This window comes from Erwinia sp. GW821-FHT03D09 (genome assembly GCF_059420805.1).
The window spans coordinates 23,667-45,682 of record NZ_JBWKUK010000011.1 but is presented as its reverse complement, the minus strand read 5'-3'; the positions used below and the strand labels follow the sequence as shown (position 1 = coordinate 45,682).

The window sequence follows — 22,016 nt, the reverse complement described above, 5'->3', positions numbered from 1 at the left end:
TCAACCGTTAATTTAGTTCGTTTCCATGCCGGATATCTTGCGGGCGAAGTCTTTATTATTTTCGAACGGCGCTATTGGTTTATGGTTCGGAGATTTAAATTACTGCTGAGTAAGTCAATGGGCATTTTATTTCATCAGTAATTAACAACTCAACGACTAATTGTCGCTGTGGCGATTTTATTTTCAGTTTTTCAGCGCTGAATATTAACCGTGTGTGAAGAGGTATGACTATGATCCTTACGGTAACGATGAATCCATCGGTGGATATTTCCTATCCGTTAGCGATGCTGGAACTTAATTCGGTTAATCGAGTCTCCGGTGTGCGCAAGGAGGCAGGTGGCAAAGGGCTTAACGTTTCCCGAGTGATTAAACTGGCCGGTAATAACGTGCTGGCGACCGGCGTTATTGGCGGAATATTAGGCGAGTATATTCTCAGCCATCTCAGCGAAGTGGATATTTCCCACGATTTTTATCCCATAGCCCAGGAATCAAGAAACTGTATCGCCATACTGCATCAGGGAATGCAGACAGAAATACTGGAGTCCGGTCCGCAGGTCAGCGAGCAGGAACAGCAGCAGTTTCTGGCCCATTTCGATCGGCTGCTGGACCAGGCCACGGTTATCACGATGTCAGGCAGTCTGCCCGTGGGGATGGTGAAAGACTACTACTGCCAGCTGATTCAGCGGGCGAACGCTAAGCAAAAGAAAGTGCTGCTGGACTGCTCGGCTGAATGCTTAAACAGCGTGGTGAACGGCGACGATATTCCCTGGCTGATTAAGCCGAATAAACAGGAAATAGAGCAACTCACCGGTAAAGAACTGGACTGCACGACCATCGACCCCTTTATTTCACTGGTAGAGAGCCACCGGGGGTTACAACGTATTCCATGGCTGATTGTCTCTCTGGGTAAATCAGGAGCGTTCGCCAGAATAAATAAACGTTACTACATGGCAACCATTCCAGAAATTAACGCACTAAATCCAGTCGGATCCGGCGATGCCACCCTTGCCGGTCTGGCTATCGCCATAAAAGAAAATTTCTCCCCGGAGGAAACATTAAAACAGGGGATGACATTCGGAATATTAAACGCCATGCAGCAACAAACGGGCTGCATCGATATAGTTGATTTCCCAGGAATGATGGCCGAGATAAAAATCCAATCCTGCTGATAAAGCAGTTAAGCGCTATTCAATCATTTCACTGTATAAAGGTAATAAAGATGATCAAACTGACGGAACAAAAAAAACAGGCCATGCTGAGACTGTCCAATCAATCCGGTATTATTGCTGCACTGGCCATCGATCAGCGCGGTGCGCTCAAAAAAATGATTGCGAAACATAAGCCCTCCGGTGCCGAGGATCGCGATATTGTTGACTTTAAAACCCTGGTATCAAAAGAGCTGACCCCGTTCGCTTCCTCCATTTTGCTGGATCCTGAATACGGCCTTGCCGCGGCCAAAGTCAGGGACCGCCACGCCGGGCTGTTGCTGGCCTATGAAAAGACCGGCTACGACGCCAGCAAAAAAGGCCGCCTGCCTGATTTACTGAATATCTGGTCAGCAAAACGGCTGAAGGAGGCCGGGGCGGATGCGGTGAAGTTCCTGCTTTATTACGATATTGATGAAGAGGCAGAGATTAACGAACAAAAGCATGCGTTTATTGAACGGCTGGGCGCGGAATGCACCGCCGAGGATATTCCTTTTTACCTCGAACTGGTGTCCTACGATGCGCAAAACGCCGATTCCGCCAGTCAGGCCTATGCCCGGGTGAAGCCGCATAAGGTCAACGACATGATGAAAGAGTTCTCCAAACCGCGCTACGGCGTAGATGTGCTCAAAGTTGAAGTGCCGGTCAATATGAAGTTTGTTGCGGGCTTTGCCGCCGAGGGTGATGCGGTTTACAGCCAGCAGGAGGCGGCGCACTACTTTAAACAGCAGTCCGAAGCCACGCCGCTGCCATTTATCTTTTTAAGTGCAGGGGTCAGCGCCGATCTGTTCCAGCAGACGCTGCGATTTGCCAAATCGGCGGGTTCTACCTTTAACGGCGTGCTGTGCGGGCGTGCTACCTGGGCGGACGGGGTGAAGCCTTTTATTACCGAAGGTGAGGAGCGGGCTAAGTGCTGGATGCACGCGGAAGGCCAGCGCAATATCAGCCAGCTAAACGAGGTATTACAGGATACGGCGACCTCCTGGTTCGAGAAACTTTGACCGTTTGACCGCAGGAAGAGTGGGGCAGACGGCGATGCGGCCGTCTGCCCCAAACCGGTCAGCTCCACAGCGCCAGAATCGGCCAGCCAACCAGCAGCAGCAGCGAAATAAACACCACGCCGAATATCGCGCCCAGCCGCCAGTAATCTTTCGACTTAACGTAGCCGCAGCCGTAGATAATCACGCCGGGGCCGGTGGCATACGGTGTCAGGCAGCCCATAATCCCAATCGACAGTACCAGCAGGATGCACAGGTGTTCCATCGGCACGCCGGGAATACCTTTACCCACGGCAAGGATCATCGGCAGCATAGTAGCGGTGTGGGCCGACAGACTGGCAAACAGATAGTGGGCAAAGTAGAACACCAGCACCAGCGCGATCACCGTACCGCTGGGGGAAAATCCTTCAAGGTGCCGGCTCATGGTGCTGGCAAACCAGTCGATAAAGCCGGATCGGGTCAGGCCATTTGCCATTACTACCAGCGTGGCGAGGTTAACCAGCGTGTTCCAGGCGCTGTGATATTGAGTGATATCCTTCCACGGTACCACGTGCAGCGCCAGCATCAGGGAAACCGCCAGCAGACCAACTGCCGTGGCGTTGATGATTTTTCCACCAAATACCCACAAAGACAGACTCAGCAGTACCAGACCAATCAGCGTGATCTCTTTTCGCGTCAGGCGACCCATCTCTTTCAGCGCTTCGCCTGCCCAGTTCGAGACTTCCTCGCTGTGGGTGATTTCTGGCTTATAAAGAATATAGGACAGCCAGGGGGCAACTATCAGCAGGATAATCCCCACCGGCAGGAAGCTGAGGAACCACTGCAGCCAGCTGATATGAATACCGGCAATTTTACCCACGAACTCCAGACCCAGCACGTTAGGCGCAGAACCCGTAATAAACATCGAGGAACTGAGACTGGTGCCAATCACCATCATCCACATCAGATAGCCGCCGATGCGTTTTGATGAGGGATCGTTGGGGAATGACTTAAACAGCGGCGGCAGGTTTTTGATTACCGGGAATACCGTGCCGCCGGTACGCGCGGTATTAGAAGGGGTAAACGGCGCCAGCATAATGTCGATGATCACGATGGCGTAGCCCAGCGTCAGCGTGCGCTTGCCCATAAACTTAACCATAAACAGCGCAATACGACGCCCCAGACCGGTGACCTCATAGCCCAGCGCAAAAATAAACGCGCCGAACACCAGCCATACCGTTGAGCTGGAGAATCCCGCCAGCCCCCATTTCAGCGCCTGTTTACCGGCGTTAAATTCCGGATCTGCCAGTTCGGAGGCATCAAATAACACATAGTGACTGCCGATAACGCAAATGGTGACGGCGATAAAACTGATGGCGGTTGCCGGGATCGGTTCAAGGATCATCCCAACAATCATTGCCACAAATACGGCAAAATAGTGCCAGGCCTGCGGCGGCATATCGTCAGGGGCCGGGATCAGCAGCATAATGGCGAGAACAACCAGCGGTGTCAGAGATTTCCATATTTTATCTTTCGCAATGGACATAATCGATCCTCTATCAGGGATTTAATGGGGGTTAATGGCATCGGCCTTCTGGAGCAGCGCGTCCATCTGACGGAGCAGGTCAGCCACCGGATGCGCACGATTGCGGGCGCACACCGATGCCTCCTGCTGACACAGCAGACAGGTGCGGGGAGGCAGACTGAAGTCTTTGCGCGACAGGAGGGTCCCCTGCGGCGTGAGTACGTCAAAATCCCACAGCCTGCCCAGCGGCGAAGCCTGCTCCAGATCGATCAGTGCGCGTTTCAGCCGCTCGGCGGGGGCGCTAACCGCCAGCAGGCCTTCCGGACCGCTGGGCAGCGCAACGCAGCGCTGGCGGTTGATTTCCCAGCCGGACCCGGCAAGTAACTGCCGTAGCGCCCGCAGGCCGTGATTAAAAATGCACCGCGTGAGCGGACTGTCTTTTACCGATCCCGGTGCCAGCACGGTGAAGGAAATTAACGTACTGGCATCGCGCGCCAGCCATTCCTGCTGACGGGCGCTGCGCGCATCGCGGCTGGCCAGCAGCTGCTCTACGGTGATACTGGCGCGGGTGGCCGAGGTGATATAAAGCGGCATAAGTCACTCCCTGACCTGACGGACGACATCAATGACCGAGCCGTCGCGATAGCGCACCACGGCAATGGTTCGGTCGGTAAAGGCAATCGGCTGAGGCTTACCGGTCAGCAGTTCGGCGCGTTCACGTAGCCATTCAATCGCCACCACCTTCATCCCGGCCTCTTGCAACCGGTCCGCCAGCTCGGGACGTGCCGGGTTAACGGCAATACCGTGATCGGTAACCAGAATGTCGATGCTGGACCCCGGCGTGACGCAGGTGGTGACGTTATCGACCAGAGTTGGGATACGGCCCCGGACCAGCGGGGCGACGATAATCGACAGCGCGGCGGCAACCGCCGTGTCACAGTGTCCGCCTGAAGCGCCGCGCAGCACGCCATCGGAACCGGTCAGCACGTTAACGTTAAAGCCGGTATCCACCTCCAGCGCGCTGAGGATCACCACGTCAAGACGATCGACCGAGGCGCCTTTTGAACTCCAGTTGGCGTACTGGTTGGCGCTGATCTCAATATGGTTGGGGTTGCGCGCCAGCGATTCCGCCGCGTGGCGGTCAAAGCTTTGCACGTCGAGCAGCTTGCCAATCAGCCCCTTTTCGTGCAGATCCACCATCGCGGCGGTAATGCCACCCAGGGCAAAGGCGGCGTGGACATCGCGGCGGCGCATGCTGTCCTCCAGGAAACGGGTCACCGCCAGTGAGGCCCCGCCGGTACCGGTTTGCAGCGAAAAGCCTTCCTTAAAGTAGCCGGAGTTAACCACCACTTCGGCGGCGCTGCGGGCGATCAGCAGCTCACGAGGATTGGTGGTCATGCGGGTGGCATCCGCGCCGATTTTGTCGGCATCGCCCACGCGCTCTACCTGAACAATCAGATCGACCCGATCCTGTGCCAGGCTGGCCGGAGCGTGCGGGTAGCTGACAAGCTCTTCGGTCAGCAGCACCACCTTGTGCGCATATTCTGCATCGACTTTGGCATAGCCTAATGAGCCGCAGCAGGCACGACCGATGCGACCATTGGCGTTCCCAGCCGGGTCGCAGGCCGGCACGCCGAGAAAGGCGACATCGATGCTCAGCTCGCCGCGCTCAACCAGTTCTACGCGGCCGCCGTGGGAGTGGATCTGTACCGGTTCGGCAAGCAGCCCGCGCGATATTGCCTCCGCCAGCGGGCCGCGCAGGCCGGAGGTGTAAATGCGTCTGACCACGTTATTTCGGATGTGATCGATCAGCGGTGCGTGGCAGTCATTCAGCGAACTTGACGCCAGCGTCAGGTTTTTAAATCCCATGCGGGCAATGGCGTCCATCACCGCGTTCAGCGTCAGATCGCCACCGCGAAAAGCGTGATGGAAGGAAACGGTCATACCGTCTTTGAGCCCCGAACGGCGAATAGCCTCTTCGAGAGTGGTACACAGTTTTCCATCACGGGGTTTTTGCGCCTGCAGATTGAGCTTGGAAACGGGTTGATACGCCGGGTAGTCAAACGCTGACTGGCGCTGCACGCTGATAGATTCCTGCTGTTGATGCTGAGTCATAGTCTGTCCTTATTCATCACGAATTCCGGAAAGCGCCGCGCGGGAAAGCACCAGGCGGGCGCGTTCTATTACCGGGCTGTCAACCATTTTTCCGTTGAGTGACACTACACCACGACCTTCAAGCGCTGCCGTTTCGGCGGCGTCAACAATCTGCTGAGCCTGATTAAAGGCTTTGCGTGTAGGCGCGTAGAGGTTGTGCAGCAGGTCGATCTGGCGCGGATTAATCAGCGACTTGCCGTCGAAACCCAACTGGTGGATATGCGCCGCTTCGTGCAGGAATCCGGCATCATTGTTGGCATCGGAATAGACGGTATCAAACGCCTGAATACCCGCCGAGCGCGCTGCCTGCAGAATGGCACAGCGGGCAAACAGCAGTTCCACGCCTTCAGGAGAGCGCTCGGTGCGCAGATCGCGCACATAGTCCTCCGCTCCCAGCGCGATGCCGATCAATCGCGGTGATGCGTGGGCAATCGCCACTGCCTGGGTAATCCCCTGGGCCGATTCGATGGCTGCCAGCAACCCGGTACTGCCGGGCTCGCGGCCGCACTGTGCTTCAATGCGGCTGATTTCAGTTTCAATATCAATAACGTCCTGCGCGCTGTCGGTTTTCGGCAGGCGCACGATATCTGCGCCGCCACGCACCACGGCCTGCAGATCGTCCAGACCGAAGGGGGAATCCAGGGCATTAACGCGAACAATGGTTTCGACTTCCCGATAGAGGGGGTGCTGGAGCGCGTGGTAGACCAGACGGCGCGCGGCGTCTTTCTCGCGCAGGATCACCGAGTCCTCAAGATCAAACATCAGTGCATCCGCGCGATAAATAAACGCGTTACTGACCATCGCGGCGTTGGCACCGGGAACAAACAGCATGCTGCGGCGGATGCGCGAGCGCAGCGCCTCGTTGTGTGACACGGTCATTTTGCGTTCTCCCAGGGCAGGGCGGCGAGGTCGGCGGCGCGGGCCAGCAGGGTTTCCAGACGGGCTCGCAGGATGCAATCCAGCGCGCCTTTATCGTCAACGATCAGCTGTACGCCCTGCACGCTATAGTGGCGTAGCGTCTGCAAAAGGGTGGCGCGGATCGCCTCACCAAACTGTTTTTCAACGCTGCTGTTGATTTGCAATTCGATTTCCTGCCCGTCGGCAGGTGCGATGCGGATCATCACATCGCCTGATTCCAGAGTGCCGGCAACGGCTGCATGGATTATTTTCATGTTTCACCTGTTACTGATTCAGAATGGGGTTGTTTCCCGGCGGGGAGCATGTGCTGCAGATAGTCGAAAGTGGTGGGCGGTACCAGATGTCTGATGGTCGCGGTTTCCTGTTTCACCAGCAGCTGGCGGACCCAGGAAGCGGAAATGGCTTTGCCCTGATACTGAACGCGCGCAATTTCAACCAGCTCAATCGGCGGCGCATCCATCGCCGGATCGCCCAGGCAGCGGCGCATATCGCGGTTGTAATCGGCCGTTACCGTGCAAAACGGTTCGCTGCCGACGAAGCGGTGAGTGATCCCCAGCGCCGGGGCAATGTGCTGGCGAAAGATCTGCAGGTCGATTTCGGTATAGCAGTGGTCAATCACCCCCTGTTCTTTGATGAAGTAACAGGGGAAGGTGGCGCGGGAGATCAGATATTCCGAGCCGCGATGCACCGTCAGGCCCGGAATGTCTGCGGTACCGGCACGCACCAGCGCCAGACGATCTTCATACGGAAAGCGCGAGGTATCTTCCTTCACCAGGAACACGTGCAGCCAGTCACATTGAGCGGCAGCCTGTTGGATCAGGTAGCGGTGGCCGAGGGTGAACGGATTGGCATTCATCACAATACAGCCGGTTTTGCTGCCGCCGCGACGCAGAGTGGTGAGAAAGCTGGCGTAGCGCTCCAGGCGGGTGGCATCATTCTCCATCAGCACCATGATGCCGGGAACGCGGGCAAGGGGGTAAAAGCCGCACTGCTTAAATAACGTCTCATGTTCACTTTTCGTGTAAATAAATAAGTGCGTGCACTGCCGTTCATAGGCCAGGTTGATTAATTCTGTCGCCAGCGTTAGCGCCAGGCCTTCCCCGCGCGCGGACTCGCTGATGGCAACGCATTTAATAATATTTCCGGCAATGCCGCCGCAGGCAATCAGTTGTTCATCGCGGGTAACGGTAATAAATACCTCTACCGATGTGTCGATGTTCAAATCGTTATTGCGTAAAAACTGAATAATGGCAGCCATCTTTCGGTTTTCAGCACGTTTTACCTGGGAAAAAACACAATGGGATAACATATCTGGACTTTTTCCACCTCTTCACGTTTCCGTTCAGGCAACGTACAGGATGATAAATTTTTTCAAATCAATAACATTCATTATATGAATGCGCTCGCTGACCGACTGATGTGGCGATAGTACGTGCAAGACGTCCCGTTTTTTTTGATTTGTTTCATAAACTGCGATCTGATTTAAAAGAGCTTAATGGTTTTTATTTGCTTAATTCATTTTGTGACGGATACTGGCGGGGTTATATTTTTCTTAATGCAGAGTGTTTGAATTTTATTGACAATAACGGATACGGCGCGGCAAAACAGGTAATTAAGCAATGGTAAATAAAATGAATACAAACTGTTTACGCCTGTTCTATCGTCAAATGTTTCCTCTGCGATTCTTCCTGTTTCTTTTACTGATTTCCGCACTATTAATCGCTGCGCTGGGGCACTATTTTGCCGCCAGGTTTGAGAACTATCTCAACAACCAGGTGCGCGATATGGCGATGAATCAGGCGCGGATTATCGCCTCTAATGACGGCGTGGTGGCGGCGGTAGAGTCGCGAGATACCGCTCAGCTTCGCGCCATCGTTCGTCGCCTGGCGAGCGGATCGGACTTCGACTATCTGGTGATCGGCGACCGCCATTCGATTCGTTTGTATCACCCCAATCCCGCTAAAATTGGTTATCCGATGCAGTGGACCAAACCCGGTGCGCTGGAGAAGGGCGAAAGCTACTTTATCAGCGGGGAAGGGTCGATTGGCGTGGCTCTTCGCGCCAAAACGCCCGTATTTGACCGTCATGGGAAGGTCATAGGCGTGGTATCACTCGGTTATCTCTCCAGCAAAATTGAGGGCTGGCGGCAGGATTTTATCCTGCCGGTAGCCGGTGCCTTTGCGGCGATGCTTTTCCTGCTGCTGTTGCTGTGGTGGCTGTTTGCCGCCTACCTGCGTCGCCGGATGCTCGGCATGGAGCAGTATGTTGACGGCCTGCGAACCCAGCGCCATGAACAGCTCAACTGGATGGCGACGCTCAATGGCCTGCTGCAAATGAAGGAGTACGATCGGGTACTGGAGATGGTACACGGCGAATCGGAGCTGCAGCAGGCGACGGTTGATCGTCTGCTGGGTTCTTTTACAGACCGACAGCTTGTCGGTCTGCTGTTTGGCAAGATGCAGCGGGCGAGTGAGCTGGGATTAACACTCGCGGTCGCTGACGGCAGCCAGCTCAGGCAGTTGCCGGCAGAGCTGAGCAGCGGTGAATTTGCCTCTGTCGTTGGCAATTTGCTGGACAATGCCTTTGAAGCCAGTCGGGACTGCGCGCCGAAAGATCGTCACGTTGAGCTGTATCTGAGTGATGAAGGGGCGGAGGTACTGATTGAAGTGGCCGACCGGGGCTGCGGTATCGCCGAAGCGCGGCGAGAAGCGATTTTTAACCGGGGAGTCAGCAGTAAAGCCGATAATCACGACGAGCACGGCATTGGTCTCTATCTGATCGCTGGCTACGTGGCCCGCTGCGGCGGGGTGATTACGCTGGAGGATAATCATCCGCGCGGCACATTGTTTTCCATCTATTTACCAAAAGTGAAACCAACTCATGGCACAACCCCTGAGCATATTAATCGTTGAAGATGAAACCGCGCTGGCTGAAACGCACGCTGAGTTTATTCGCCAGCGCAGCAGCCGTGGTCAGGTATGGCTGGCGGGAGATTTAGCCCAGGCGCGGGTGATGATTGCACGTTTCAGGCCGTCGCTGATCCTGCTCGATAACGCGCTGCCGGATGGGAAAGGCATCACGCTGTTGCATGAACTCACCGCGGCGCACAGCGCGTGCGGCATCGTATTCACCACCGCGGCCAGCGATATGGATACGGTAGCGGAAGCCATCCGCTGCGGTGTGTTTGACTATCTGATTAAACCCGTTTCCTGGGCGCGACTGGAGCAGACGCTGGATCGCTATCAGCAGCGGTTAACGATGCTGGCAAACCCGGATGCCGCCAGCCAGCGCCAGATTGACGACATGTTTAATGCCTATGCCCGCACTGCCGGTGAAATACCGCTGCCTGCCGGTATTGACGCGCTTACCCTGGCGAAAGTCAGTGATTTGTTCAGGGACGCCACCGCACGCCATACTGCCGAAACGGTGGCCCAGGCGCTACAGCTGAGCCGGACCACTGCCCGGCGCTATCTGGAATTTGCCGCCGGCCAGCAGCGGCTCTGCGCCGAAATTGTTTATGGCAGAGTCGGGCGACCGCAGCGTATCTACCGGGCTTCATCCGCGGATTAACGCCGACAAAATTCTTTTCGTCTGTCACCGTTTCATCACCCGCCTGTCATATGAGCGTCATCGCGCTCGCCCTTAATAAGCGCACAACAACGAACGCGCTTAACCACAAGGGTAAATAACAATGGCACAGGCACAGTTAAAAATTGCCCCACAGCATCAGGCGATACCCAATCCGGCCAGCCACGCCAAAGTGCTGGCGGTTAACGGTTTGGGTAAATCCTACGGCTCGCAGGCACGCGTGCTGGACGAGATTAACTTCGACCTGCACGCCGGTGAACTGGTGGCAGTCATCGGCCGATCCGGCGCGGGGAAATCCACGCTGCTGCACGTGCTGAACGGCACGATCCCGGCCAGCGAGGGTGAGATCCGCCACTTCGCCGAAAACGGCAAACAGCAGAATATCGTTGAGCTCAACGCCCGACAGATGCGCCAGTGGCGTAGTGAATGCGGCATGATTTTCCAGGATTTCTGCCTGGTGCCGCGCCTGGACGTGCTGACCAATGTCCTGCTGGGGCGTCTGAGCCAGACTTCGACGCTGAAATCCCTGTTTAAAATTTTCCCGGATGAGGATCGCGCCCGCGCCATTGGCCTGCTGGAGTGGCTGAATATGCTGCCGCAGGCGTTACAGCGCGCCGAGAACCTCTCCGGTGGACAGATGCAGCGCGTGGCGATCTGCCGCGCGCTGATGCAAAACCCGAAAATTCTGCTCGCCGACGAACCGGTTGCCTCGCTCGATCCGAAAAACACCCGCCGTATTATGGATGTGCTCCGCCAGGTGAGTGAAAACGGGATCAGCGTGATGGTTAACCTGCACTCGGTGGAGCTGGTGAAAGAGTACTGCACGCGCGCTATCGGCATTGCCAAAGGGCGCATTGTTTTTGACGGACATCCATCGCAGCTGACCGACAGTCTTCTTCATACACTGTATGGCGAAGAGATGTCGCAGCTTAACTAACACTTTTTGGGATACGGACACAGCAATGAAAAAATACCTACTCGCAGCGGTAATCAGCAGTGTTATGGCCGCCAACGCTTTTGCAGCAGACGCGCCAAAAGAACTGAATCTGGGCATCCTCGGCGGCCAGAACGCCACCCAGCAGATCGGTGATAACCAGTGCGTGAAAGACTTCTTCGATAAAGAGCTGAACGTTGATACTAAGCTGCGTAACTCTTCAGACTACTCTGGCGTGATCCAGGGCCTGCTGGGCGGCAAAGTAGATATGGTACTGAGCATGTCTCCATCCTCTTATGCCTCGGTGTACATCGCCGATCCGCAGGCGGTTGATGTGGTTGGCATCGTGGTGGACGACGCGGACAAATCGCGCGGCTACCATTCCGTGGTGGTGGTGAAAGCCGACAGCCCGTACAAAAAGCTGTCTGACCTGAAAGGCAAGTCCTTCGGCATGGCCGACCCGGATTCCACTTCCGGCTTCCTGATCCCGAACCAGAGCTTTAAGAAAGAGTTCGGCGGCAGCATTGATGATAAATACAACGGCTTCTTCTCCAGCGTGACGTTCTCCGGCGGCCACGAGCAGGGTGTGCTGGGCGTGCTGAACGGTCAGTTTGAAGGCGCAGTGACCTGGGCTTCAATGATCGGTGACTATAATACCGGTTATACCAGCGGTTCCTTCTCCCGTATGATCCGTGCCGGACAGCCTGACCTGATGAAGAAAATCCGCATTATCTGGGAATCGCCGCTGATCCCTAACGGCCCGATTCTGGTCAGCAACAAGCTGCCGGCGGACTTTAAAGCCAAACTGATTACCGCGATCAAAAAACTGGATACCGAACAGCACAGTTGCTTCATTAAGGCCGTAGGTGGCGCGCAGCATATCGGCCCGTCCACGGTAAAAGATTTCCAGGCGATCATCGATATGAAACGTGAACTGATCTCCAGGCGCTCTTAATCCGCCACTTTCTCCCCGTTTGTAAGGGCCGGGCTTCCGACCCTTAATTCAGGTATCCGCATGACAAATTCCGATTTTGAACGTTACTACCAGCAAATCCGCGGCAGGCAAAAGCGCGATACGCTGCTGTGGTCACTCCTGCTGCTGGGGCTGTATCTTGGCTCGGCACATCTGGCTGAATTTAATCTGCACACTGTCTGGGTGTCGCTGCCGCACTTCTTTGACTACCTGCGCGAAACGATACCGGCGCTGCGTTTTCATGCCCTGTTTGAAGACGTGAAAACCGAAGGCTCGCTGGCGTGGTGGGGTTATCGCCTGCATATTCAGCTACCGCTGATCTGGGAAACGCTGCAGCTGGCGCTGGCGGCCACGGTGCTGTCGGTGATGGTGGCCGGGATACTGGCATTTCTTGCCGCCGGCAATACTCAGACGCCGCGCGGGGTCAGTTTTGCTATCCGCACCGGGGTGGCCTTTTTACGCACCATGCCGGAACTGGCGTGGGCGGTGATGTTCGTCATGGCCTTTGGTATCGGGGTGATCCCCGGCTTCCTTGCCCTGGCGCTGCACACCATCGGCAGCCTGACCAAACTGTTCTATGAAGCCATTGAAAGCGCCTCGGACAAGCCGGTACGTGGACTGGCGGCGGCGGGAGCCTCATCGTTTCAGCGCATGCGCTTCGCGCTGTGGCCGCAGGTGAAACCGGTATTCCTGTCCTACGGCTTTATGCGCCTGGAAATTAACTTCCGTCAGTCAACCATTCTCGGATTAGTGGGGGCGGGCGGCATCGGCCAGGAGCTGATGATCAATATCAAACTGGATCGTTACGATCAGGTCAGCATGACGCTGCTGCTGATTATTGTGGTGGTTTCGCTGCTGGATACCTTTTCCGGTAAGGTTCGCAAGCGCGTGGTAGAGGGGAAAGCCGTATGATCGTATCCATCAACAGCGAGCGGCAGAACAGCATTCGGCAGCAGCACAGCGCGCTGTTTGCCGTCCAGCGCCGTTATCTGACTAAGACCGGAATTATCGTCGGAGCCATTCTGCTCTACTATATTTTCTTCTTTACCAACTTTGGCATCAGCTGGCAGCAGCTCACTATTGGTCTGGGGCAGCTTGGTCACTACTTCCTGCGGATGTTCGTCTGGCACGATGTTGCCAACTGGCCGTTTGCCTACTACTTCGGCCAGATCGGCATCACTATCGGTATTGTTTTTGCCGGCACGCTGACCGCCACGCTGATTGCGCTGCCGCTGTCGTTCTTCGCCGCTCGTAACGTGATGAACACGCCGGTGCTGCGCCCGGTTTCGCTGATCGTACGCAGGCTGCTGGATCTGCTACGCGGCATTGATATGGCGATCTGGGGGCTCATCTTCGTGCGCGCCGTTGGCATGGGGCCGCTGGCCGGGGTGCTGGCGATTATCATGCAGGATGTCGGGCTGTTGGGGAAACTGTATGCCGAAGGACATGAAGCGGTGGAACGTTCACCGGGGCGCGGGCTGAATGCGTTGGGTGCGACGGCGGTGCAGAAGCAGCGGTTCGGGATTTTCACTCAGTCTTTCCCGGCGTTCCTTGCGCTCAGTCTGTATCAGATTGAGTCCAACACCCGCTCGGCGGCGGTGCTGGGCTTTGTCGGGGCCGGTGGCGTCGGGCTGGTGTATGCGGAGAATATGCGCCTGTGGAACTGGGACGTGGTGATGTTTATCACGCTTATTATGGTGGTGATCGTCATGACCATAGATTACCTCTCGGCGAAGCTGCGCAAGCGCTACATTCAGGGCCAGCCTGTGCCGCTGTTTGAGGCGAAGAAGTAACGGAATATCGTGGTTAAGCGCGAGAATAAGCAGGAACGCGGCTTCCGGGGTAGAGTAACAGTCAGCTGTTATTGAGCCTGATGCGGACTTTTGCAATAAACGCTAAAGTCCGCATGACTCAACCCTCAACCCTCAACCCTCAACCCTCAACCCTTAACCCTTAACCCTTAACCCTCAACCCTTAACCCTCAGGCTTTGGCAGCTTGCCTGTTAGCAATGACAAGAATGAGACGTCCAGGATAACCGCTTGCCGGACTAAAACGGCTCGCCGGTATAGCGCAGGATATCAGCGGGTCGATTCCCGACCTTTTCAGTTCAGGGTGTCCGCGATCAGCCACCACTTGCGGTTAAGCTCATAATACCGATCGCCGGGCTCCGGCGTTATTTCCCATGGCTTATCGATAATGTAGTGAATGTTTTTTACCCGCCGGTCGTTCCATATGTCGGGATGCTGATGCGGCAAGGTTTTCAGCGCATTGTACACCCACGGCAGCGGCTGCCAGCGATCGCGGTAGAAGTGATTGAGAAAATCCTGTTCGGCGAATAAGGTAGGTGGACAGATCGTCCAGCGCCGCCAGCTGCGCCATCATCGCGTCAAAAACTGCCTTATCCGGCGTCAGCAGCAGAAATCCCCCGTTGAGATAGTTATCCACCTTATCGAGCTGCTCGACGTGTTCCTCTCCCTTGCACCAGCTGTAAAAGCAGTTTTCCGGCGTCCAGTCGCTGGGATAGCTGGCGATGCGGTTGGGGTTGCAGCGGCAGGCGTGGCAGGCGATAAGGGTGTCCGGCGCCAGCGGCAGTGCAAACAGTTCATCCATGTTCTGCGTCACCAGCATATCCGCATCCAGAAAGACCAGCCGTTCGAATTCGGTTAGCGTCCACGCCGCCAGTTTGGTCCACACTTCGGCAAAACGCGCATTGGCATAGTGATTTTCCAGCGTGGGATTGGGGCTGACCGGGTCCACCTCTCTCACCAGGCAGCCATCCTGCTCCAGGGTTGAACGCACCTCCGCGCCGATATTCCCGGTGACTATCACCACCAGCGGATAGCGACTGCCGCTCACCTGGAGCGATTTTGCCAGCGTGCGAACGCCGATCAGGTAGCCGGGTTGGGTCAGTAATGTGGTCCATGCCATCATGGCGATAGCTCCTTAGCCCAGCAGATCTTCCGCCAGCGAATCGCCGCTGACGGCATTTTTAAAGCAGGTATAGACCGCAGAAGGGCGGGTGCGAAGCGTTACGGCGGTCACCACGCCAGGGCATCCCAGGCCGAGCTGTACCGCGTGGAACCAGGGATACTGGCGGTCAAACTCTTTTATGCTGCCATCGGCCAGCACTATGCGAATGCGCAGCGCCTCGTCACCGATCGAACTTTGATACAGCCCCTGGCCGTGGGTACCGGTGGCCAGCGCTCCGGCCAGCGTCTGCGAGTCGATAACGCCGGGCGAGGCGGGCAGCATTCGGCCCATTGCCGTCAGCAGTTCATACACTTCATGCAGCGACGTGCCGCCGGCGAAGGTAGCGCTGTCGGCATCGTGGGATATCAGGCCGCGAAGCCGGCTGGTATCGATCAGCCAGTCATCAGCACTACCCAGCGCCAGCATACGGCCCGGTGACATACGGCTGCCCATCACCCGCAGTTTGCCTGGCATAGCGGCAACCAGTTCGCACAGGCGATGTTCATTTTCAGGCTGGAGTATCTGATTCTTACCCGCCAGCGGCGCATTCTGCGCCCAGTTCCACAGGCGAGCTTCCTGTGATGACAGCCCGGTATTGCGCTGCGGGAAATCAGAGGGTTTACGCGTCATCGACAGCTCCTGTAAAACTCGATCGGGAGAGTGGACTATTAAGCGTAGACAAAAAAACCCGTTATTTAGTGATAACGGGCGGGGAAAGTTGTACATTCATGATTTTATTGTACAAATTAGCGGGCGGCAGGTTGCAGATAGCGCAGGGTGGCATCCACCACCAGCTTACGGTTACGACTGATGCTCTGGCTTTCCGTCTCTTCGCTGCCGAACAGGCTGTTAAAGGTGTAGCGGTTAGAGACATTGTGGAAGCAGATACTGCTGATTAACCGGTGAACATCCACCGTTGAGACGCTGCTGGAAAACTCACCGCTCTCTTTCCCCCGATTCAGCACCGCGTCCAGCACGTCCAGCGCGCTCTGATTCAGCATGCGGATCGATTCTGACTGACTGATGTAGCGGCCACGCATCAGGTTTTCGCTGCATATCAACCGCATAAAATCAGGATGGTTGATGTGATAATCAAAGCTGGCTTCGGCGAGGCAGGCAATCGCCTGTGAGGGTGACATCTCGGCGAGGTTCAGGCCGGTTTCATGCTCACGGATCTGCTGATAAACCTGATGCAGTACCGCAATATAAAGCTGCTCTTTATTATTGAAGTGGTAAACCACCATACGTTTGGTGGTTCCCGCATTATCGGCGATATGTTCCATGCGCGCGCCCTGCAGGCCAAATTCGGCAAAGGTGGTGAGAGCGCTGGCAATAATGCGTTTTTTTAACCCTTCCGGATCGTTCTTACGTTTGGCGGGGGCAGACATAACCTGTAAATATCCATTATCTTTCCGTGGAGACCGTCACCAGAGTAACGTCTGGCGCGGCGATTTACAAAGAGAGAAAGTCCCTGGAAACCATTAACACCGCCATCAGTGAGATCAACGAGCGTAACCTGGTGATTGCCAGCGCATCTGAAGAGCAGGCTCAAGTGGCACGGGAAGTGGACCGCAACTTGGTGAACACCCGCGACTTGTCAGTGCAATCGGCCACCGGAGCCGACCAGACTCGCGCCGCCAGCAATGAGCTTTCACGCTTGGCTATGGACCTCAATACACTGGTCGAGTGCTTCACTCTCTAACCGCGTGGAAAAGGTCTGCGGTCTTCAACGGACTGCTGGCAGATCGGCTGAACTCAAGCGCTAGCCCAGTGGCACAACGTTACTCGCCGGCCTGCCGGATCGTAGATTGGCGTCAGTGCCCGAACCGCACTGAGGTGATTCAGATCCATCCCTCTCCGCTGGCGAATAGTTTCAGGTCCTTGACATTTGCGGCAGCAAAGCCATAATATGTAGCAAGCTACACAGACAGGCACATAAGTAATGTTCGAACTGAAAGACCTCCCGTCACGGGAGACACTTACGCGTTTTGGCGAGCTCTATGGCAATCCAGATGTCGAGGGTCTCTACACCTGGTTGATCTGGGCATCCGCGACGGACGAAATGCTGTCAGCTTTCAATGCCAATCTGGCGCGGGAAGGCTTGGCTCAAACGCCATTCTTCGTTCTGTTGCTGCTCAAGCGCAATCCGGATGGGCTGACTATTGGTGCGCTGGCCGATGGCGTGGCCGTTGCCTCGCAGACTATGACGCGCGCCGTGAAGCAGATGGAGGCTTCCGGTCTGTGCAGCAAACACCCGGATCCGAATGATGGCCGGTTCTGGATCGTCCGACTCACGCCCGAAGGGGATGATGCTCTTAGCCGCGTACTTCCAAAACACTATGCCTGGGTGGCTAAGTTCATGAGCCATTTCAACGAAGACGAACGTGAAGTCCTGGCGAAACTGATGCTGCGAGTTGCCCCGGCACTTCACCGGATCCGACTTGAGAGCGAACTCGGTTGACGCCGAGTTTTTTGATACATATGTAGCAAGCTACACAGCAAGCTACAGATGCACATTTGGCGGCTTTCGCCCGGCGCTCAGCAGGAATCAGTCTGCGGAGCGCTCGCGGCATAGAATCCATCGTTTAGCGAGATATGTAGCAATGCACACATCTACTCTCAGTACTCCGTCACACACAAGCAGTCTATTGGCACAGATGGTCCTCTGCGCACTGGCCGTGGTCTCCCTCCTGTATATCCCGGTCCCCATCTTTCCCTTACTGGCGACCGTCTACCAGCTGCCGCCAGAGCAGGCTGGGTACGCACTCGGCGCCTTCGGCGTCGCGTATGCCGTCGGATTCATGGTGTTTGGCCCACTGTCGGACCGAGTGGGTCGTAGGGGCGTCATGGTAAGCGGCCTGGCGCTTCTCGCAGTCATCACCGTGGGCTTGGCGTGGGTCTCCACACCGATGTTGTTCATTGCCGGACGGGCATTGCAGGGGTTCGCCGCAGCCTCCTTTCCTCCCGTTGCCCTGGCGTACCTGTCCGAGCGAGGGACGCCCAGGCAACGTGTTTGGGGAGTGGCCTGGATGAGCACGGCGTTCCTTTCCGCAGGGCTGCTCGGCCAGATCTATGGCAGCGTCGTGGCAACCCGGTGGGGCTTTGGCTGGGCTCTGGTTCCGCTGGCGGCAGTCTATGCCTTGACAGCACTTCGGCTAGTGGCGGCTCCAGCTGGCAATGAGGCGGGACGTCCTCAGGCCTCTCTATGGGAAGGATATCTGCAGGTCTTCACGTTGCTGCTGAGTCCAGCCTTGCGCCGCGTCTACCTCCCCGCGTTGCTGCTGCTGATGTCGTTCGTCGCGTTCTACATCGGAATGGACCTGCATCTGGGGACAGCCTTCGGGGAGCTCGGGATCAGCCCAATTCAGGCGCGTGGTGCGGCCCTACCAGCATTCCTCGCCCCGTTGCTGGCGCCCACCTTAATCAGGCGTTGGGGAGCCCATCGTGTAGCAACCGCAGGGTTGACCATCGCCGCTATTGGCCTCGCGCTTTGTGCTGGCGCAGGCGAACGCCACATTGTCTGGCTGCTTGCGGCAAGCGTGGTCTATGTCGCCGGCGTGGCAATCAGCGTTCCTGGGCTCATTGCCCGAATTGCGGCAATCACGGTGCCAGAAGTTCGCGGTCTGGCTGTGTCCTTCTACACCTTCTTACTTTTCATCGGCGCGAGCTTGGGGCCGTGGCTTGCCAGCAGTAGTCGTGCATGGCCAGCGGAATCTCTATTCCTGGTTTTGGCGGTGGGCCTCGGCGCCGCCGCTGTATTTAGCGCTACGCAGGGAGTTAGAAGCTCCCGTGTTGGCTAGTTGAATGACCTGAACTTCCGCGGTGGGGTATCGGTGGCAAGACAGGTCTCTCTGAAGAAAACCGGTAACAGCCGTGCAACCCGCCGATGTCCCCGGAAACCGAAAAGGAAGGAAATCCAGCAATGGGAATTTACGTAGTAGTTGCAGATCAGTTTGAGGATTTTTCCCGGCATGCACACGTGATGCCCTACAGCGAATTGATGCACGCGCTGAAAGAACCGGACAACGTCAAACTGAAAGGCAGCAGGGTCATTGCAGGTCAGGGACTCGCTCGCAAGGACATCCAGCTTGCGCATGATCTGGCGATTGCAGGCGGCTACAAGCGCGAGTTCGAACTTCCTGCTGCTGTGTTCTGCTTCATTTGCGGTGGCCTGTGGTTTGGCTACTGGCTGAAGCAGGGCCCCATGCAATCCGTCCATATGACTTTGATTTTGATTGGCCTTCTTGCGCTGGTGTTCGTGCAGGGGGAGCCCTCATCGCAGCCGGTCTCCCCCGCTGCGCAGTCCGCCGAACCCGGCATTCCATCTGTCCATAGGAGCCTTCCATGACCACGATCCGGTTCACCACTGCAAGTCTGGCCCTCGCTACCGCTTTGCTGGCGAACATGGCCAACGCCAACACTGACTCAACCAAGGAGATTCCAGTCATGAACCAAACCATCAACACTGTTGTTGCCATCCCGTCCTCTCACCAAAAGGTCGCCCGTCACGCGGTTACGGTTGATGGCGAGTCTGCGGTGCTTACGCGGTACGTGCGGTCCGACGGCCGCAACGCTGATCTGGGCGGTGAACACTTCAGCACTGTGGTGTCGGACGCCGGTGTGCTGAAGGGATTCGCAAACATGTCGCAGGAGCTTGTCGGCAAGACATTGCCGTCGCGCGAACGCACTGAGGCGATCGCGCGGGACTTTCTCCAACAGTTTGCCCCCGACCTTCTTGAGCGTATGCAGCTCAGTTGGATTGATCCGCACGACGAGCCCGTAAAGGTGGTGCGCAACGGACGCGTTGAGACGGTCACGCTCACGGGCATGAAGGTCAAGGCCCGCAATCTGGCTGACGGTCGCTGGTTCTGGGTCATCGTCGGTGGCGACGGAAAGCCAATGGTGTTCGAGCGCGACATTGTGTGGATCACCTTCCCGGGCAAGCGGAAAACCGAGAAGTGGCTGCACGACACGTGGCTTGCTGAGGAGCATCGCGAGTTGTCGGCGAGCCTGCGGAAGCTCTAGCTCCGCGCTCAAACATCGGAAGTACAAGCTGAACCTCTTTCAGGGAGCCAGAAATGCGTATTTCACTATTCAGTTGCCTCCAGCATTGCACGACGCTTGCCGCCGCAAGCATGTTGCTGGGGATGCGCCCAGATGAACTCACCGAGGACCTTTCTCCCCGAGCGTTGCCGGCAATTGCCACAACGCTGCCTATCGGCGATCCCGCAGAACTGCTTCGTCGCAGGCCCGACATCCGAGCGGCAGAGCGGCGGCTCGCGGCCAGCATTGCAGAAGTCGGCGTTGCTACGTCAGATCTGTTTCCCCGCGTCAGTCTGAGCGGTTTCCCCGGCTTCACGGCTGGACGCGGATCACAACTTGGCTCATCGGCGTCAAAGGCATGGAGTATCGCCCCATCGATCACCTGGAGCGCATTCGACCTGGGCAGTGTGCGGGCTCGCCTCCGTGAAGCTCAAGCCGGTTCGGATGTTGCCCTCGCGCAGTACGAGCAGCGGGTGCTACTGGCCCTGGAGGAAGCAGCCAACGTATTCAGCGACTATGGCAAGCGGCAGGAGCGGCTCGAGGCATTGATGCGCCGAAGCGATGCCAGCCGCGGTGCGGCCCAGCTGGCGTCAGTCCAGTACAGAGAGGGAATCGTGGATTTCCTCGTACTCCTGGATGCTGAGCGCGAGCAGTTGGCCGCCGAAGATGCCCAGGCTGAGGCCGAAGTGGATCTCTATCGCGGCATTGTCGCCATCTACCGATCCCTCGGTGGTGGCTGGCAACCCACCTGACACCTGTCTTTCTACAAGGAGTACACCCGTCATGAAAGCACTCGTAGCGGCCTGCCTATTGGTAGGCTCGGCCAACTCTCTGCCTGCGTTGGCGGCAGACAATCCTAACTCCCACAATGGAGAACACTCATGGTTAGCAGAATGAACTATCCCACCCTGCCTCCCCCGGCCGGTCCCTATTCAGTTGCGGTACGCCACAGCGACACGTTGTATTTATCGGGAATGACGGCGTTTGGTACCCCTGAGCAGGGCCACGATACGGCGAAGCAAGCAGAGGCAATTTTCGATCAGATTGAACGGGTCACGCAGGCAGAAGGTATTGGTATGCGCGACCTCATCAAAGTCACGGTCTTTGTGACCTCGCTCGAAAATATTGGCGCGCTGCGCGACGTTCTGGCGAAACGCTATGACGGCGCCTATCCAGCCAGCTCACTGGTCAAGGTGGCCGGGCTATTCTCACCAGATGTGAATATCGAGATCGAAGCGGTGTTCGCCGTTCCTCGATAAGCTCCCTGGATTCAGCAGAATGTGCAGATAGTGCACTTTCTGCTGTCCGTAGCGTTGGCGAACATAGCATTCCAGCGAGCTGGTTTGTAATGGTCTGATGATCCCGGACACTTTGTTAGAGATATAATAAGCATCACTAACGAGGTGAGAATGCGCAGAAAAACGTTTACCCATGAGTTCAAACAGGAATGTGTCAATCTGGTCCTTCAGCACAACTACCCGGTGACGCAAGCTGAAACAATGAATATTGGCCTTTCTACATTGCAGCGCTGGTTACGCCAGTATCGCGGAGCAATACGGGGTGAGACGCCAGCAGCCAGTGCCATTACACCTGAACAACGGCGAATACAGGAACTTGAAAAGCAGGTACGTCAGCTACAGAGCGACAATGACCTGTTAAAAAAAGTGTCGGCCTTCTTCGCCATGGTAATGAAAACCTCGACCTGCATGTGATCCCGCACGAGATATT

At 56.4% G+C, this 22,016-nt stretch carries 24 protein-coding genes and 1 pseudogene; 16 read left to right on the top strand and 9 right to left on the bottom strand.

Going from position 1 to position 22,016, the window contains the following annotated elements:
* The first annotated feature begins 230 nt into the window (after nt 1–230).
* Both AC07U6_RS12715 and lacD read left to right on the top strand, forming a co-directional pair.
* On the top strand, nt 231–1,169 hold the full coding sequence (locus tag AC07U6_RS12715) for a hexose kinase (RefSeq protein ID WP_494762443.1): 939 nt from the start codon (nt 231–233) through the stop codon (nt 1,167–1,169).
* Between the two features lie 50 nt (nt 1,170–1,219).
* Complete coding sequence (gene lacD, locus AC07U6_RS12710; RefSeq protein ID WP_494762444.1) at nt 1,220–2,206, top strand: tagatose-bisphosphate aldolase; 987 nt, start codon at nt 1,220–1,222, stop codon at nt 2,204–2,206.
* Nucleotides 2,207–2,264: 58 nt separating this feature from the next.
* Here the strand turns inward: lacD and AC07U6_RS12705 are convergent, their stop codons facing one another.
* From AC07U6_RS12705 to citC, 6 genes are read right to left on the bottom strand one after another with little or no spacing between them, the layout of a single operon-like run.
* Nucleotides 2,265–3,728: an anion permease gene (locus AC07U6_RS12705; RefSeq protein WP_494762445.1), complete on the bottom strand. Its 1,464-nt coding sequence runs from the start codon at nt 3,726–3,728 to the stop codon at nt 2,265–2,267.
* A 21-nt stretch (nt 3,729–3,749) separates the two neighbouring features.
* The gene (gene citX / locus AC07U6_RS12700; RefSeq protein WP_494762446.1) at nt 3,750–4,301 is read right to left on the bottom strand and encodes a citrate lyase holo-[acyl-carrier protein] synthase; all 552 of its coding nucleotides are present in this window, start codon (nt 4,299–4,301) and stop codon (nt 3,750–3,752) included.
* A gap of 3 nt (nt 4,302–4,304) precedes the next feature.
* Entirely contained in the window at nt 4,305–5,822 is a 1,518-nt protein-coding gene (gene citF, locus AC07U6_RS12695) for a citrate lyase subunit alpha (protein WP_494762447.1), read from the bottom strand.
* A gap of 9 nt (nt 5,823–5,831) precedes the next feature.
* Entirely contained in the window at nt 5,832–6,740 is a 909-nt protein-coding gene (locus AC07U6_RS12690; RefSeq protein WP_494762448.1) for an aldolase/citrate lyase family protein, read from the bottom strand.
* Nucleotides 6,737–7,033 (bottom strand): citrate lyase acyl carrier protein, encoded by a 297-nt coding sequence (gene citD / locus AC07U6_RS12685; protein ID WP_494762449.1) that lies wholly within the window; start codon nt 7,031–7,033, stop codon nt 6,737–6,739. The genes AC07U6_RS12690 and citD overlap by 4 nt, the downstream gene beginning before the upstream one ends.
* Nucleotides 7,030–8,088, bottom strand: coding sequence for a [citrate (pro-3S)-lyase] ligase (citC, locus tag AC07U6_RS12680; RefSeq protein WP_494762450.1), 1,059 nt, complete (start codon nt 8,086–8,088; stop codon nt 7,030–7,032). The genes citD and citC overlap by 4 nt, the downstream gene beginning before the upstream one ends.
* Nucleotides 8,089–8,398: 310 nt before the next feature.
* On the opposite strand from citC, the gene AC07U6_RS12675 reads away from it, so the two are divergent.
* The 6 genes from AC07U6_RS12675 (at nt 8,399) to phnE (AC07U6_RS12650) (ending at nt 14,067) form a co-directional block, all read left to right on the top strand.
* Nucleotides 8,399–9,691, top strand: coding sequence for an ATP-binding protein (locus AC07U6_RS12675; protein WP_494762451.1), 1,293 nt, complete (start codon nt 8,399–8,401; stop codon nt 9,689–9,691).
* The gene (gene dpiA, locus AC07U6_RS12670; protein WP_494762452.1) at nt 9,660–10,349 is read left to right on the top strand and encodes a two-component response regulator DpiA; all 690 of its coding nucleotides are present in this window, start codon (nt 9,660–9,662) and stop codon (nt 10,347–10,349) included. Before AC07U6_RS12675 ends, dpiA begins: the two co-directional genes overlap by 32 nt.
* Nucleotides 10,350–10,470: 121 nt before the next feature.
* Nucleotides 10,471–11,304: a phosphonate ABC transporter ATP-binding protein gene (phnC, locus tag AC07U6_RS12665; protein WP_494762453.1), complete on the top strand. Its 834-nt coding sequence runs from the start codon at nt 10,471–10,473 to the stop codon at nt 11,302–11,304.
* A gap of 25 nt (nt 11,305–11,329) precedes the next feature.
* Complete coding sequence (phnD, locus tag AC07U6_RS12660) at nt 11,330–12,256, top strand: phosphonate ABC transporter substrate-binding protein (RefSeq protein ID WP_494762454.1); 927 nt, start codon at nt 11,330–11,332, stop codon at nt 12,254–12,256.
* A 60-nt stretch (nt 12,257–12,316) separates the two neighbouring features.
* On the top strand, nt 12,317–13,186 hold the full coding sequence (gene phnE / locus AC07U6_RS12655; RefSeq protein ID WP_494762455.1) for a phosphonate ABC transporter, permease protein PhnE: 870 nt from the start codon (nt 12,317–12,319) through the stop codon (nt 13,184–13,186).
* Complete coding sequence (gene phnE / locus AC07U6_RS12650) at nt 13,183–14,067, top strand: phosphonate ABC transporter, permease protein PhnE (RefSeq protein ID WP_494762456.1); 885 nt, start codon at nt 13,183–13,185, stop codon at nt 14,065–14,067. The genes phnE (AC07U6_RS12655) and phnE (AC07U6_RS12650) overlap by 4 nt, the downstream gene beginning before the upstream one ends.
* 310 nt (nt 14,068–14,377) lie before the next feature.
* On the opposite strand, the pseudogene AC07U6_RS12645 reads toward phnE (AC07U6_RS12650), so the two are convergent.
* The 3 genes and pseudogenes from AC07U6_RS12645 to AC07U6_RS12635 form a co-directional block, all read right to left on the bottom strand.
* Nucleotides 14,378–15,206, bottom strand: a pseudogene (locus AC07U6_RS12645) (glycosyltransferase family 8 protein).
* 12 nt (nt 15,207–15,218) lie between these two features.
* Nucleotides 15,219–15,875 (bottom strand): FAD-binding protein, encoded by a 657-nt coding sequence (locus AC07U6_RS12640; RefSeq protein ID WP_494762457.1) that lies wholly within the window; start codon nt 15,873–15,875, stop codon nt 15,219–15,221.
* 116 nt (nt 15,876–15,991) lie between these two features.
* Entirely contained in the window at nt 15,992–16,633 is a 642-nt protein-coding gene (locus AC07U6_RS12635; RefSeq protein ID WP_494762458.1) for a TetR family transcriptional regulator, read from the bottom strand.
* Nucleotides 16,634–16,659: 26 nt separating this feature from the next.
* On the opposite strand from AC07U6_RS12635, the gene AC07U6_RS12630 reads away from it, so the two are divergent.
* The 8 genes from AC07U6_RS12630 to AC07U6_RS12595 all read left to right on the top strand — a co-directional run bounded on the left by AC07U6_RS12630 (nt 16,660) and on the right by AC07U6_RS12595 (nt 22,000).
* Complete coding sequence (locus tag AC07U6_RS12630; RefSeq protein ID WP_494762459.1) at nt 16,660–16,947, top strand: hypothetical protein; 288 nt, start codon at nt 16,660–16,662, stop codon at nt 16,945–16,947.
* A gap of 240 nt (nt 16,948–17,187) precedes the next feature.
* A complete protein-coding gene (locus AC07U6_RS12625) occupies nt 17,188–17,706 on the top strand; it encodes a MarR family winged helix-turn-helix transcriptional regulator (RefSeq protein WP_494762460.1) in 519 nt (172 codons plus the stop codon).
* Between the two features lie 142 nt (nt 17,707–17,848).
* On the top strand, nt 17,849–19,045 hold the full coding sequence (locus AC07U6_RS12620; RefSeq protein ID WP_494764801.1) for an MFS transporter: 1,197 nt from the start codon (nt 17,849–17,851) through the stop codon (nt 19,043–19,045).
* A gap of 122 nt (nt 19,046–19,167) precedes the next feature.
* Nucleotides 19,168–19,593 (top strand): hypothetical protein, encoded by a 426-nt coding sequence (locus tag AC07U6_RS12615; RefSeq protein WP_494762461.1) that lies wholly within the window; start codon nt 19,168–19,170, stop codon nt 19,591–19,593.
* Nucleotides 19,590–20,270, top strand: a complete 681-nt coding sequence (locus tag AC07U6_RS12610) for a hypothetical protein (protein WP_494762462.1) — start codon at nt 19,590–19,592, stop codon at nt 20,268–20,270. Before AC07U6_RS12615 ends, AC07U6_RS12610 begins: the two co-directional genes overlap by 4 nt.
* 53 nt (nt 20,271–20,323) lie before the next feature.
* Nucleotides 20,324–21,040 carry a TolC family protein gene (locus AC07U6_RS12605; RefSeq protein ID WP_494762463.1) on the top strand — a complete coding sequence of 239 codons (717 nt, stop codon included), beginning with the start codon at nt 20,324–20,326 and terminating at the stop codon, nt 21,038–21,040.
* Between the two features lie 141 nt (nt 21,041–21,181).
* Nucleotides 21,182–21,547 carry a RidA family protein gene (locus tag AC07U6_RS12600; protein ID WP_494762464.1) on the top strand — a complete coding sequence of 122 codons (366 nt, stop codon included), beginning with the start codon at nt 21,182–21,184 and terminating at the stop codon, nt 21,545–21,547.
* Between the two features lie 150 nt (nt 21,548–21,697).
* Nucleotides 21,698–22,000, top strand: coding sequence for a transposase (locus AC07U6_RS12595; RefSeq protein ID WP_494762465.1), 303 nt, complete (start codon nt 21,698–21,700; stop codon nt 21,998–22,000).
* The last annotated feature ends 16 nt before the right edge of the window (nt 22,001–22,016 follow it).

Excerpts from the sequence above, each read along its gene's own strand:
- phnE (WP_494762456.1), top strand. The coding sequence starts at position 13,183 with ATGATCGTATCCATCAACAGCGAGCGGCAGAACAGCATTCGGCAGCAG.
- citC (WP_494762450.1), bottom strand. The coding sequence starts at position 8,088 with ATGTTATCCCATTGTGTTTTTTCCCAGGTAAAACGTGCTGAAAACCGA.
- citX (WP_494762446.1), bottom strand. The coding sequence starts at position 4,301 with ATGCCGCTTTATATCACCTCGGCCACCCGCGCCAGTATCACCGTAGAG.
- AC07U6_RS12690 (WP_494762448.1), bottom strand. The coding sequence starts at position 6,740 with ATGACCGTGTCACACAACGAGGCGCTGCGCTCGCGCATCCGCCGCAGC.
- AC07U6_RS12625 (WP_494762460.1), top strand. The coding sequence starts at position 17,188 with ATGTTCGAACTGAAAGACCTCCCGTCACGGGAGACACTTACGCGTTTT.
- AC07U6_RS12620 (WP_494764801.1), top strand. The coding sequence starts at position 17,849 with ATGCACACATCTACTCTCAGTACTCCGTCACACACAAGCAGTCTATTG.
- phnD (WP_494762454.1), top strand. The coding sequence starts at position 11,330 with ATGAAAAAATACCTACTCGCAGCGGTAATCAGCAGTGTTATGGCCGCC.
- AC07U6_RS12610 (WP_494762462.1), top strand. The coding sequence starts at position 19,590 with ATGACCACGATCCGGTTCACCACTGCAAGTCTGGCCCTCGCTACCGCT.
- phnE (WP_494762455.1), top strand. The coding sequence starts at position 12,317 with ATGACAAATTCCGATTTTGAACGTTACTACCAGCAAATCCGCGGCAGG.
- citD (WP_494762449.1), bottom strand. The coding sequence starts at position 7,033 with ATGAAAATAATCCATGCAGCCGTTGCCGGCACTCTGGAATCAGGCGAT.
- AC07U6_RS12715 (WP_494762443.1), top strand. The coding sequence starts at position 231 with ATGATCCTTACGGTAACGATGAATCCATCGGTGGATATTTCCTATCCG.
- phnC (WP_494762453.1), top strand. The coding sequence starts at position 10,471 with ATGGCACAGGCACAGTTAAAAATTGCCCCACAGCATCAGGCGATACCC.
- AC07U6_RS12615 (WP_494762461.1), top strand. The coding sequence starts at position 19,168 with ATGGGAATTTACGTAGTAGTTGCAGATCAGTTTGAGGATTTTTCCCGG.
- dpiA (WP_494762452.1), top strand. The coding sequence starts at position 9,660 with ATGGCACAACCCCTGAGCATATTAATCGTTGAAGATGAAACCGCGCTG.
- AC07U6_RS12605 (WP_494762463.1), top strand. The coding sequence starts at position 20,324 with ATGCGTATTTCACTATTCAGTTGCCTCCAGCATTGCACGACGCTTGCC.
- AC07U6_RS12595 (WP_494762465.1), top strand. The coding sequence starts at position 21,698 with ATGCGCAGAAAAACGTTTACCCATGAGTTCAAACAGGAATGTGTCAAT.
- citF (WP_494762447.1), bottom strand. The coding sequence starts at position 5,822 with ATGACTCAGCATCAACAGCAGGAATCTATCAGCGTGCAGCGCCAGTCA.
- lacD (WP_494762444.1), top strand. The coding sequence starts at position 1,220 with ATGATCAAACTGACGGAACAAAAAAAACAGGCCATGCTGAGACTGTCC.
- AC07U6_RS12705 (WP_494762445.1), bottom strand. The coding sequence starts at position 3,728 with ATGTCCATTGCGAAAGATAAAATATGGAAATCTCTGACACCGCTGGTT.
- AC07U6_RS12640 (WP_494762457.1), bottom strand. The coding sequence starts at position 15,875 with ATGACGCGTAAACCCTCTGATTTCCCGCAGCGCAATACCGGGCTGTCA.
- AC07U6_RS12635 (WP_494762458.1), bottom strand. The coding sequence starts at position 16,633 with ATGTCTGCCCCCGCCAAACGTAAGAACGATCCGGAAGGGTTAAAAAAA.
- AC07U6_RS12600 (WP_494762464.1), top strand. The coding sequence starts at position 21,182 with ATGAACTATCCCACCCTGCCTCCCCCGGCCGGTCCCTATTCAGTTGCG.
- AC07U6_RS12675 (WP_494762451.1), top strand. The coding sequence starts at position 8,399 with ATGGTAAATAAAATGAATACAAACTGTTTACGCCTGTTCTATCGTCAA.